At 34.2% G+C, this 12,458-nt stretch carries 12 protein-coding genes; 5 read left to right on the top strand and 7 right to left on the bottom strand.

What is annotated here, in order from left to right; translation table 11 throughout:
- Nucleotides 1-56 precede the first annotated feature (56 nt).
- Nucleotides 57-818 (top strand): 30S ribosomal protein S2, encoded by a 762-nt coding sequence (rpsB, locus tag KI430_RS15110; RefSeq protein WP_074236967.1) that lies wholly within the window; start codon nt 57-59, stop codon nt 816-818.
- A gap of 351 nt (nt 819-1,169) precedes the next feature.
- Here rpsB and KI430_RS15115 read toward each other — a convergent pair whose 3' ends face one another.
- On the bottom strand, nt 1,170-2,126 hold the full coding sequence (locus KI430_RS15115) for an acetyl-CoA carboxylase carboxyltransferase subunit alpha (protein ID WP_074236966.1): 957 nt from the start codon (nt 2,124-2,126) through the stop codon (nt 1,170-1,172).
- 99 nt (nt 2,127-2,225) lie between these two features.
- Nucleotides 2,226-3,734 (bottom strand): glutamate--tRNA ligase, encoded by a 1,509-nt coding sequence (gene gltX, locus KI430_RS15120; RefSeq protein WP_248875758.1) that lies wholly within the window; start codon nt 3,732-3,734, stop codon nt 2,226-2,228.
- A gap of 139 nt (nt 3,735-3,873) precedes the next feature.
- Here gltX and KI430_RS15125 point away from each other — a divergent pair, with 139 nt between their 5' ends.
- From KI430_RS15125 to KI430_RS15135, 3 genes are all read left to right on the top strand, one after another.
- Nucleotides 3,874-4,215 (top strand): phosphomannose isomerase type II C-terminal cupin domain, encoded by a 342-nt coding sequence (locus tag KI430_RS15125; RefSeq protein WP_248878330.1) that lies wholly within the window; start codon nt 3,874-3,876, stop codon nt 4,213-4,215.
- Nucleotides 4,216-4,317: 102 nt separating this feature from the next.
- On the top strand, nt 4,318-5,451 hold the full coding sequence (locus KI430_RS15130) for a glycosyltransferase family 4 protein (RefSeq protein WP_248875759.1): 1,134 nt from the start codon (nt 4,318-4,320) through the stop codon (nt 5,449-5,451).
- Nucleotides 5,448-6,278: a glycosyltransferase family 2 protein gene (locus KI430_RS15135; RefSeq protein ID WP_248875760.1), complete on the top strand. Its 831-nt coding sequence runs from the start codon at nt 5,448-5,450 to the stop codon at nt 6,276-6,278. Before KI430_RS15130 ends, KI430_RS15135 begins: the two co-directional genes overlap by 4 nt.
- 81 nt (nt 6,279-6,359) lie before the next feature.
- Here KI430_RS15135 and KI430_RS15140 read toward each other — a convergent pair whose 3' ends face one another.
- Entirely contained in the window at nt 6,360-7,325 is a 966-nt protein-coding gene (locus KI430_RS15140) for a glycosyltransferase family 2 protein (RefSeq protein ID WP_248875761.1), read from the bottom strand.
- A 209-nt stretch (nt 7,326-7,534) separates the two neighbouring features.
- Between KI430_RS15140 and KI430_RS15145 the strand changes: the two genes are divergently transcribed.
- On the top strand, nt 7,535-8,404 hold the full coding sequence (locus KI430_RS15145; protein WP_248875762.1) for a hypothetical protein: 870 nt from the start codon (nt 7,535-7,537) through the stop codon (nt 8,402-8,404).
- A 30-nt stretch (nt 8,405-8,434) separates the two neighbouring features.
- On the opposite strand, the gene KI430_RS15150 is transcribed toward KI430_RS15145, so the two are convergent.
- From KI430_RS15150 to accB, 4 genes are all read right to left on the bottom strand, one after another.
- Nucleotides 8,435-9,187 (bottom strand): glycosyltransferase family 2 protein, encoded by a 753-nt coding sequence (locus KI430_RS15150; protein WP_248875763.1) that lies wholly within the window; start codon nt 9,185-9,187, stop codon nt 8,435-8,437.
- Nucleotide 9,188: 1 nt separating this feature from the next.
- Nucleotides 9,189-10,427: an ornithine--oxo-acid transaminase gene (rocD, locus tag KI430_RS15155; RefSeq protein ID WP_248875764.1), complete on the bottom strand. Its 1,239-nt coding sequence runs from the start codon at nt 10,425-10,427 to the stop codon at nt 9,189-9,191.
- 101 nt (nt 10,428-10,528) lie between these two features.
- Nucleotides 10,529-11,887 (bottom strand): acetyl-CoA carboxylase biotin carboxylase subunit, encoded by a 1,359-nt coding sequence (gene accC, locus KI430_RS15160; protein WP_248875765.1) that lies wholly within the window; start codon nt 11,885-11,887, stop codon nt 10,529-10,531.
- Between the two features lie 87 nt (nt 11,888-11,974).
- Nucleotides 11,975-12,451 carry an acetyl-CoA carboxylase biotin carboxyl carrier protein gene (gene accB, locus KI430_RS15165; protein WP_248875766.1) on the bottom strand — a complete coding sequence of 159 codons (477 nt, stop codon included), beginning with the start codon at nt 12,449-12,451 and terminating at the stop codon, nt 11,975-11,977.
- Nucleotides 12,452-12,458 lie beyond the last annotated feature (7 nt).

Below are 12,458 nucleotides of genomic sequence, written 5' to 3' on the forward strand. Positions count from 1 at the left end.
TAAAGTAAAGTTGATTGCAGAAAAGCGGAAAGTAAACTAACAAAAAACAAGAAAACATGGCAAAAGCAAATGTAAAAGACCTTTTAGAGGCTGGCGTACACTTCGGTCACATGACTCGTAAGTGGAATCCAAATATGGCTCCATACATTTTCATGGAGAAAAACGGTATTCACATCGTAGATTTACATAAAACAGCTGTTAAATTGGACGAGGCTTGTACAGCTTTGGAAAAATTAACTTCTGCAGGTAAAAAAGTTCTTTTCGTAGCTACTAAAAAGCAAGCGAAAGAAGTAGTAGCAAAACACGCTGCTGAACTTAATATGCCTTACATCACAGAAAGATGGCCAGGTGGTATGCTTACAAACTTTGTAACTATCAGAAAAGCAGTTAAGAAAATGAACTCTATCGATAAAATGAAGAAAGATGGTACTTTCGAAACTTTATCTAAAAAAGAAAGACTACAAGTTGATCGTCAAAGAGCAAATCTTGAGAAAAACTTAGGTTCTATTTCTGACATGGTTCGTCTTCCTTCAGCTATTTTCGTAGTTGACATTATGAGAGAGCACATCGCAGTAACAGAAGCTAAAAAATTGGGTATCCCAGTTTTCGGTATAGTAGATACTAACTCAGATCCTAGAAAAGTGGATTTTGTAATCCCAGGAAATGATGATGCTTCTAAATCTATCGATATGTTGTTGAGCGTTGTTTCAGCTTCTATCAAAGATGGTTTGTCTCAAAGAAAAGCAGATAAAGAAAAATCTAAAGAAGAAGGCGAAAAAGTTTCTGCAGAAGCAGATGCTGATTTCGATGCTGAATAATTAGAATCTTTTCTAAAATATAAAAAGCGGTTCAATTTATTTGAATCGCTTTTTTTATGAATTATTTGGGCGCCTATTTCCGCCTTCCGCTCCCTATCTTTTTGCACGAAGATTTCAGATTAAATAGAACTCAAAGTATAAGCAAAAAAGGATTTCCGCTCAAACCTAACGAAGTGGTTCATCGATTCAAATAAATTAAATATTAAATTGAAGATAAGTCAGGGCGCAGATTCGGCTTCCAATCAACAGTCGTCAATCAATACAAATAAAAACCCCTTCAGAGTTTCAAACTCTGAAGGGGTTGTATTTTATACCAATAGCAAAAAGCTAATAGCCAGTAGGCAAATTACGTTATCCTTTGAATTCTCCCATTGCAATAAACTTATCTTGTCTTTCAGCAACCAATTTCTCAACCGGCAATTTAGAAAGCGTTTTGATGTCTTTCAAGATGAATTTCTTCACGTTGTCGAAAGTTGCAGCATTATCATAATGAGCGCCTCCAAGAGGTTCAGGGATAATGTCATCAATCAATTTTTGCTTCAACATATCATCAGCAGTAAGTTTCATTGTAGTGGCTGCAGTTTCTTTGTATTCCCAACTTCTCCAAAGAATAGCTGAACAGTTTTCCGGAGAAATCACAGAATACCAAGTATTTTCTAACATATAAACTTTGTTTCCAACACCAATTCCTAATGCACCACCACTAGCACCTTCACCAATGATGATGGTAATAATCGGAGTTTTCAATTGGCACATTTCATAGATGTTTCTAGCAATCGCTTCACCTTGTCCGCGTTCTTCTGCCTCAAGACCAGGATAAGCGCCAGGTGTATCAACAAATGTTACCACAGGAATGTTGAATTTCTCTGCTAATTTCATCAATCTAAGAGCCTTTCTATAACCTTCCGGGTTAGACATTCCAAAACGTCTGTGCTGACGTTCTTTGGTAGTTCTTCCTTTCTGAGTTCCGATTAGCATCACCGTGTTTCCGCTGATACTGGCAATTCCGCCAACCATTGCCGGATCGTCCCCAAAGTTTCTATCGCCGTGCAATTCAACAAAACTCCCTGCATCTGCCAAACCGTTGATGTAATCAAGTGTATAAGGTCTGTCCGGATGTCTGGAAAGCTGTACTTTTTGCCAAGGCGTAAGGCTTCCGTATATTTTTTTCTTAGTCTCTTCTATTTTTGTTTTGATCTTTTTGCAGGATTCATCTACATCAATTCCGCTTTCTGTGCCTAGTTGTACACATTTTTCGTATTGCTCGATCAGTTCTTTTACAGGTTGTTCAAATTCTAAATACTCCATATTTTGTTTGGATTAAACCGTTCAAAAATAATCTATTTTTTTTAAATGGATTTCTAATATTAATAAAAAGTCTTCGAGAGCTTCAGACTGACAAATTAATTAATTTAAACTAATTGCTTTTTCTATTCTTGCCAATGTTTCTTCTTTCCCGATAATGTTCATAATGTCTGGAACATCCGGGCCTTTCAATTCACCTACCAAAGCGAGACGAAGAGGCATCATTACTTTTCCCATCCCGATAGAATGTTCCTCTGCAAAATGATGAATAGTATTTTTCAAAGTTTCCGAATCAAATTCTGAAGTTTCCAGTTTAGTAGAAAAGTCTTTCAGAACTGCAGAAGTGGTTTCGTTCCAAGCTTTTTTAGTGGCTTTCTCATCGTAAGAAGTTGGTGCTTCGAAGAAGAATTTTCCGTCGTTATAAATATCAACCACGAAAGTCGCTCTTTCTTTCATCAAAGAAACGATTCTCAATAATTTATCATCAGAAATATTTAATGCTTTTACTTCATCGATTTCTTTCAATAAAACCAAAACTTCTTCATCAGATTTCAGTTTCAAATATTCCTGATTGAACCATTTCGCTTTCTGTGGATCGAATCTTGCGCCAGCTTTATGAACTTTATTAAGATCAAATTCTGCAATCATATCATCCATCGAAACTATTTCTCTATCATTTGCTGGTGTCCAACCTAACAAAGCTGTCATATTGATAAAAGCTTCGGGAAAATAACCCGATTCTTTATAACCTTTCCAAATCTCGTCACTTTCCGGATCTTTAAAATCCATCGGGAAAACTGGAAATCCGAATTTTGCACCGTCTCTTTTGCTGAGTTTTCCTTTGCCTTCTGGTTTTAGAATTAATGATAAATGAGCAAATTCTGGAGCTTCCCAATTCATCGCTTCATATAATAAAACATGCAAAGGCATAGAAGGTAACCATTCTTCACCACGGATAACGTGAGAAATTTTCATCTCGAAATCATCCACCACATTAGCAAAATGGTAAGTTGGCATTCCGTCATTTTTGATCAAAACCTTGTCATCAAGCGTATTTGTATTCACAGAGAAATTTCCTCTGATGATATCCTGAAGATTCAAAGTTCTATCAATTGGCATCTTGAAACGAACAACATATGGAACATTCGCATCTAGTAATTTCTGAACTTCTTCCTGAGAAAGAGAAATGCTGTTTTTTAACTGTTGTCTTGTCTGATGATTATATGCAAAAACCTCGCCCCTAGCTTCGAAAGCTTTGCGGATCGCATCCAATTCTTCAGGCGTGTCAAAAGCTAAATAAGCGTAATCGGTCTTTAGAATCAGCTCTTTATATCTGTCGTAAATGTCTCTTCTTTCAGATTGTCTGTAAGGCGCATAAGGGCCACCAACTCTTGGGCTTTCGTCAGGAATAATTCCGCACCATTCCAAAGAATTCATAATATAATCTTCGGCACCTTCCACATATCTTGCAGTATCCGTATCTTCGATTCTAAGAACAAATTCTCCACCTTGATTCTTAGCAAAAAGATAATCATACAAAGCAGTTCTAACACCTCCTAAGTGTAAAGCTCCCGTTGGACTTGGTGCAAAACGCACTCTTACTTTTTTCATATTCAGATAATTATTTTACAAGTCATAAAGATGACTAAAAAATTGTGGTGCAAAATTAATAAATTCTGAGCGTTTTGCCTTTCGAATTTGGTTAATCTTTTCCGAAATACTATTTTTGTAGATTAAAATAAAAGCTATGCTGGAAATCGGAGAAAGACCTTGGGGAAAATATTATGTTTTGGCGGATGAGCCAAATTACAAACTGAAAAGAATAGAAGTAAATCCCGGTCAGAAATTATCTTACCAGTTCCATCACAAAAGACAGGAACAATGGACAATTATTGAAGGAAATGCAACTATTGTTTTAGACGGAGAAGAAATCCCTTTGACTTATGGACAAAGCATTTTTATTCCACTAGGAGCGAAACATAGAATCATGAATCTTACAGAAAAACCTGTTGTTTTCATAGAAGTTCAGACAGGAACTTATTTTGGAGAAGAGGATATTGTACGATTGGAAGATGAGTATGATAGAAGTTAAATTCTAATCTCCGAAACACTTACCTTTTTTGAATCTACTTATCCAACATTATAAATCATTATATCTCAACTCCAAAAGTATGATTTTTCCCACGATAAAAAAATGAAAATATTATTAGATCCGCAGATTTTTAGTCAGCAAACTTATGGTGGGATATCAAGATATTATACAGAAATATTTTCTGAACTTGATAAAAGAGAAGATGTTGAAGTCGTTTTACCAATATTTTATACAGATAATTCTTATCTCAAAACAAGCAATCTTCTTTCTAAAAATAAAATTCTAGTATCATTTTATAATATTCTTTCATTTTTTAAAATAAGTACAAAAACACTTAGAAAGAAAAAATCCGAGAAGTTTTTAAAACAGGTATGTCGGGATAATAATTACGATGTTTTTGTTCCCACTTATTACAATCCCTATTTCCTTGATTTAATAGGAGAAAAACCTTTTGTGTTGACTGTTTATGATATGATTCACGAATTGTTTCCAGAGTATTTTTTTGATGATCCTTATAGAGTAACAGAATATAAAAAGGAACTGATTTATAAAGCGACTCGCATCATCGCAGTATCTTACAATACAAAAAAAGATATTTTAAGAATTTTCCCAGATATTAACAGTGAAAAAATTCATGTGATTCACCACGGCAGTTCAATAAAAATTGAAGAGCACAACAAAGTGAATTTGCCGAAGAATTATATTTTATACGTCGGATCCAGAGCTGATTATAAAAATTTCAGATTTTTGGTCAATGCCATTAAACCAATTCTAAAAGAAAACCCAGACTTGGTTTTATTAGCCGCAGGTGGTGGTGAATTTAAAGGTGACGAAATCAACTACATCGAAGAAAAGGGTCTGAGCCAACAAATTCGGCAAAAGAATTTTGAGGAAAACGAGTTAGGACAATTCTATAAAAATGCGAAATTTTTTGTATTTCCATCTCAATATGAAGGTTTCGGAATACCAGTTTTAGAAGCAATGGCTTGCGGATGTCCAATCATCCTGTCCAACAGCGCATCTTTCCCAGAAGTTGCCGGAGATGCAGGTATATATTTTGATAGTACATCAGAAAAAGATTTACGAGACAAAATCAGAATGTTACTAGATAATGATAATTTAAGAAAACAATTCTCAGAAAAAGGATTGGAGCAGGTGAAGAAATTTAATTGGAAAGTGGCAGCAGAACAATGTTTAGAAGTTTACAGACAAGCAGTAGAAGATAAGAGAAAATGAAATTAACGGTATTAACAATCAACTATAATAATAAAGAAGGTCTTATTAAAACATTTGATTCTGTCCAAGCTCAGACTTGGAAGGATTTTGAGTTTATTGTGATTGACGGCGGAAGCACCGATGGCGGTAAAGAATTGATTGAGCAGAATGATCAGGTTGATCATTGGGTTTCTGAGAAAGATTCTGGTGTCTACAATGCAATGAACAAAGGAATTAAGAAGGCAAACGGCAATTATATCATCTTTATGAATAGTGGTGATTTCTTTTACGATGAGTTTGTTCTGGAAAAAATAAAAGATCAATTCGATTCTAATATCGATATTTTGTATGGAGATTCCGTTTTCTTTAATGACCAAGGTTATCGAAAAGTTATTAAGGCTCCGGAAAAATTAACTTTTGGTTTTTTCTATGATGGTGGACTTAATCATCAGGCTGTATTTATCAAAAAATCTTTATTTAGTGACTACTTTTATTATAATGAAGAGTACAAAATTTGTGCAGACTGGGAGTTTTTTATTATCATGGTTTGTCTTCATAATGTATCGTTCAAACATTTGAAGGAGATTATTTGCTATTATGATTTCTCCGGTATTTCTGCAAAAGTGGAAAATCTGCCAATTTATATCCAGGAAAGAGATATAACTCTGAATAAATATTTTCCAGCATTCATAGATGATGCGGAACTAACTAGGGAAAGTCGTGCAAAAAGAATAAAACAAGTTTTACATATCAAAAAGTATCCTGTAGCTTGGCGGATTTTTAAATGGATGATCAGCTTATTTCTTTTATTTTTACCAAGAATTCAAAAAAAAAATTCGGACAAATAATTTGTTTTTTTTAATGTAAAAGATTAGAAAAAAGGGTTAAGTCATTTTTCTATAATACAATACAGAAACTAATCTGAAATATTACTTTGAGATCAATATCGTGTACAAATTTGGATAATAATAGTATAGTCTTACATGAAGATAAAATTCAATACCAATATCTCTAGCAGGATATACCAAAAGTGGTTTAAAAGATTGCCGGATTATTTCCTTTTCAGTCCGCATTTCTTCTTCGGTTGTGCTTCTTAGAATACGTTTAAGAACCATCAGGAGTTTTCTGATAAAATCTTTTATGACTTTTCCGTTATTTTTAAGATGTGTTTTACTTTGCCAAAATTTGTAAACATCCATTATTGCCAAATAAAAATAATAGGCAGTTTCAGGGGAGAGACTATGAGAAAGACTGTCATCAAGCTGTATATAATGATAAAGCTTATCATTGGATTTAACAACCTTTTGGGCTTTATCAAAAACCTTATAAAGTGTTGAGTAATCTTCAAAGCATTTCAGGTTTTCTGGGAAGTATACATTGTTAAAAAAAGATGTTTTATATAATTTTCCCCACGGATGGCTTTGGATAATATTGTCTTCCAATAAAAGAGATAACGCCCTTTTTCCGTCCAATACTTTTTCTTCCGATGTGGGTTTGTCAAATACCACATTTCCGTTTTCATCTTCATACGAAGCTTCTATGATTGAAATATCAGCATTTTCATCGGTCAATAATCGATACAATTCTGAACAATATTCCGGTTCTACCCAGTCATCAGAATCGACAAAACAAATATATTCACCTGTGGCAGCTTTTAAACCTTCATTTCTCGTTTTTGAAACACCTGAATTCTCTTGCCGGAAAATTTTTATTCTGTCATCTCTACGTTGGAAGTCTTCATATATTTTTGAAGTATTATCGGTCGAACCGTCATCAATCAAAATAATTTCTAGATTAATGTAAGATTGTTGAATTACAGAAGTCAGACATTTCTCCAACGACCTTTCGGCATTATAACAAGGGATGATTACGCTGATCAATGGATAATTATTCATAAGAATTTTTGATGAAGAAAAATTTATATTTGAATAAAAATCATTCCTTTTTATTTTTTAATGGCTATACTTGCCGAATATTTATGCCAAAATTAGTAAAAATATATCAAGCGGAAAAAATAGAGACCTGCTTGTTTTTATTAATTTTGGCATAAAGTTGAATAAACTTAGTATTATATTAAAAATTTTTAAACGAAATTTCCACCGATATGAATATAATTTATCTGGTATTTGGCAATAATATGGACAATTATCAGCAAGTCTATTTTTCTATCTACACAGCTTTTGAGCATAAAAATACTGAAGACAGGATTATCGTCGTTGCAGAAGATCCATCATTATTCGCTTCTTTTCAGGATAAGATAGAAATAATACCAATTAGCCGTGCACTTATAAAAGACTGGGAAGGCAAATATCAATTTTTTTGGAGAGTGAAAATCAAAGCGCTGCAATTAGTTGCCGAAAAATATCCATCAGACTCTATTCTATATTTGGATGGTGATACTTTTTTTTATCAGAATATGGATTATCTACGTGATGGAATGAAAAACGGACAAAATTTTATGCACGTAGAAGAAGGAAAATTATCGGCTCTTTCATCAAAAACCGAAAGACTGATGTGGAAACAAATGAAAGGAAAATCGTATTTTAATACCAAGATAGACGAAGATTCTACAATGTGGAACGCGGGGTTGATCGGTGTTTCTCCGAAACATTTCGGCTGCTTGGAATTAGCTTTACGGATTAATGATGCGATGTGCGCAGATGGCGTAACAAGAAGGCTAATAGAACAATTTGCTTTTTCTTTAGGATTGAATGAATATTCACCCTTAAAGCCTGCGGATCAGATTGTTGGACATTATTGGGGAAATAAACCAGAGTGGAACAAAATCATTGGCAATTTTTTGAAAGAAATCTTTATGAAGAACTATTCTTTAGATCAAATTATAGAAAAAATAGGAGAAATAGATTTTACTCAAATTCCAATTAAGGTGAAGGAATCTAATACCCAAAGAAAACTCAAAAACTTTGTTGATCAATTTTATAAGAATAAAAAGCCGCTTTACATCAATAAGTAATAAAGTTCTAAATTTCTCCAAAAAATTAAGTTATTGTTTCAAAGTTCTATAAGTCTCATAGACATATAAACTTTGAAGGTAGCTGATTTTTAGGCCATTAATTCCGTCTAATATTCCGAGCTTTAGAATGTAAGTTTTGAAAAATTTGAAAATAACTTTGCTCCACTGTATCATGAATGAGTATTTTTTGCCTTTCAATCCAAGTTCTTGTCCTTTCAATCTTCCATAAGACAACATTTTATTTCTGAATTGCTCATAGTTTTCAAAGGAATAATGAAGAAGTTTATGTTTTAAAACTCCTGTTGTTCCATTGATTTCCAAAGTCTCATGAACTTTTTTATTTTCAGAATAACGTGCTTTTGACTTTCTGAATAAACGGAAATTTTTATCATTCTGAGTTCCGGAAAAATTGATTTGTTTACTTCCGAGAAAAAATATTCTGTAAAAATAATAAGCATCTTTAGCATCAGGATTTTTAACAGTTTCGATAATTTCCTCTCTTAGTTTCGGTGTGATTCTCTCATCGCCATCTAAAAATAAGACCCAGTCATTTTTTGCTTCCTCCAAAGCGAGATTTCTTTGTTTGGTGAAATCTTCAAATTTGTTTTGAATAATTTTTACTTTCTGAAATTGTCTTGCGATTTCTAAAGTTTTATCTGAGCTGAAAGAGTCGACGAGAATAATCTCATCGCAAAAATCAAAACATTCAAGAACTTCCTGAATGTTTTTTTCTTCATTATAAGTGATGATGAGTCCGCTTATCTGCTCTTTCAGCTGCTGCATTTTATTTTTGAAATTCTAAAATTGTATTTTCGATAATCTTTATACAATCCAAAAGTTGTTCTTTTGTAATGACCAAAGGAGGTGCCAATCTAATAATATTACCGTGCGTAGGCTTAGCCAAAAGACCATTTTCTTTCAGTTTTACACAAAGATTCCAAGCGGTTTTGCTATCTGGAGTGTCATTAATAAGAATAGCATTTAATAAGCCTTTCCCACGAACTTTTGTGATTAGGTCTGTTTTCTGAATTAATTTTTCAATTTCCGAACGGAATAACTGTCCTAATTCTTCCGCTCTTTCGGATAATTTTTCTTCGGCTACAACATCCAAAGCAGCAACAGCAACAGCACAAGCAATTGGATTGCCTCCGAATGTAGAACCATGTTGGCCAGGTTTGATTACATTCATAATCTCATCATTTGCTAAAACTGCAGAAACAGGATACATTCCTCCAGATAATGCTTTACCTAAAATCAAAATGTCTGGTTGAACATCCTCGTGATGACAAGCAATCAATTTTCCGGTTCTTGCGATTCCTGTCTGAACTTCATCAGCAATGAATAGTACATTATATTTTTTACAAAGGTTAGATGCACTTTTTAAAAATCCTTCATCCGGAACATAAACACCAGCTTCTCCTTGAATTGGTTCCACTAAAAATGCAGCAATATTGTGAGCATCATTTTTAAGTGTTTCTTCCAAAGCAGCTAAATCATTGTAAGGAATTTTTATAAATCCAGGTGTGAAAGGTCCGTAATTTTGATTAGCATCCGGATCATTAGAGAAAGAAACTATTGTAGTAGTTCTCCCGTGGAAGTTGTTCTCACAAACAATTATTTTTGCTGCGTTTTCAGAAATGCCTTTTACTTCGTAGCTCCATTTTCTGGCTAATTTCACGGCAGTTTCCACCGCTTCAGCGCCAGAATTCATTGGTAGAACTTTATCAAAACCAAAAAGAGTGGTGATTTTCTTCTCATATTCTCCAAGATTTGCATTATAAAAAGCTCTTGAAGTCAAAGCTAGTTTTTTAGCCTGATTGACTAATGCTTCTACAATTTTTGGATGAGAATGGCCTTGATTAACAGCAGAATATGCAGAAAGGAAATCAAAATATTTATTGCCTTCAACATCCCAAACAAAAACACCTTCACCTTTTTCCAAAACTACAGGAAGCGGGTGGTAATTGTGAGCGCCATATTGATTTTCTAAGTCAATGAAATATTGAGAAGACTTGTTTTCCATAATAAAGATTTTGCCAAAAATAGTAATTAGAATGTTATTGGTAATAATAAAAATGCCTAACTTTTAAAGTCAGGCATTTTTATCTATAAGGATGATATTCTTTAGATATGATTATCAAAACTTTTATCCATTACAAAATCTTCCATAAACTTGGTAGTGTAATTTCCGGCAAGGAAATCTTCATTTTCCAATAATTGTCTGTGGAAAGGAATGGTAGTTTTTACACCTTCGATATAGAATTCTTCCAAAGCACGTTTCATTTTTGCAATCGCTTCTTCTCTTGTTTGAGCTGTCACGATTAATTTTGCAATCATAGAATCGTAGTTGGACGGAATTGTATATCCGGAATAAACGTGCGTATCAACTCTTACACCATGTCCACCAGGAATATTAAGTTCTTTAATCTTTCCAGGAGAAGGACGGAAGTCTGCGTAAGGATCTTCTGCATTAATTCTGCACTCGATAGCGTGCATTTTTGGATAATAATTTTTTCCGCTGATTGGCGTTCCAGAAGCTAATAGAATCTGCTCACGAATCAAGTCATAATCTACAACTTGCTCAGTGATTGGGTGTTCTACTTGGATTCTGGTGTTCATCTCCATAAAATAGAAGTTTCTGTGTTTGTCTACCAAAAACTCAATAGTTCCAACACCTTCATATCCAATATATTCAGCAGCTTTTACGGCTGCAGCTCCCATTTTTTCGCGAAGTTCATCCGTCATAAAAGGAGAAGGTGTTTCTTCAATCAGTTTCTGATTTCTTCTTTGGATAGAACAATCTCTTTCAGAAAGGTGACAAGCTTTTCCAAATTGATCTCCTGCAATCTGAATTTCAATATGTCTTGGTTCTTCGATTAGTTTTTCCATATACATTCCGCCATTTCCAAAAGCAGCAACAGCTTCTTGGATTGCAGAATCCCAATGTTCTTTCAAATCTTCTTCTTTCCAAACAGCTCTCATCCCTTTTCCACCACCACCAGCAGTAGCTTTTATCATCACGGGATAACCAACCACTTTTGCGGTAGCTTTTGCGTCTTCATAAGAATCAATCAAACCATCAGAACCTGGAACACAAGGGATTCCAGCTTCTTTCATAGTCGCTTTAGCCGTAGCTTTGTCGCCCATTTTTTCGATTTGCTCAGGAGTTGCTCCAATGAATTTGATTCCATTTTTTGCACAGATTCTAGAGAAGTTGGCATTCTCTGAAAGGAATCCGTAACCTGGATGGATTGCATCTGCATTGGTAATCTCTGCAGCAGCAATAATATTAGGGATTTTAAGATAAGAGTCTTTGCTCATTGCGGGACCGATGCAAACTGCCTCGTCTGCAAAACGAACGTGAAGACTGTCTTTGTCTGCTGTAGAATAAACTGCAACAGTTTTTATCCCCATTTCTTTTGCCGTACGCAAGATTCGCATTGCGATCTCACCACGGTTTGCGATCAATATTTTTTTGAACATCCTTTTATAATTAAAAATTAAGAATTAAAAATTAAGATAAAGTGTATCAACTAATAATCACTTATCACTTATAATTTATCAATTATATTAAGATGGGTCTACTAAAAATAATGGTTGGTCATATTCTACAGGAGAAGAATCCTCTACCAATATTTTTACGATTTTTCCACTAACTTCTGATTCGATTTGGTTGAAAAGTTTCATTGCTTCTATTACACAAACCACTTTCCCTTCTGTTACAGAATCGCCTACGTTTACGAAAACATCTTTATCCGGAGATGGTTTTCTGTAGAAAGTTCCAATCATTGGAGATTTGATAGTGATATATTTGCTGTCATCAGCAGCGCTAGCAGCATCAGAGTTTGCAACAGGAGCAGAAACTGGATTTGCAGCCGGTGCAGAAACAGGAGCTTGATAAGCAACTTGTGGAGTTACATAGCTTACAGCTTCGCCTCCTAGTGGAGTTTTGATATAGATTTCGAAGTCTTTATTTTTATATTTCACTTCGGAAACACCTGCCTTTGCAACAAATCTTACAAGATTCTGAATGTCTTTTATATCCATAAAATTT

The sequence above is a fragment of the Epilithonimonas zeae genome, assembly GCF_023278365.1.
Taxonomy (GTDB): Bacteria; Bacteroidota; Bacteroidia; order Flavobacteriales; family Weeksellaceae; genus Epilithonimonas; species Epilithonimonas zeae_A.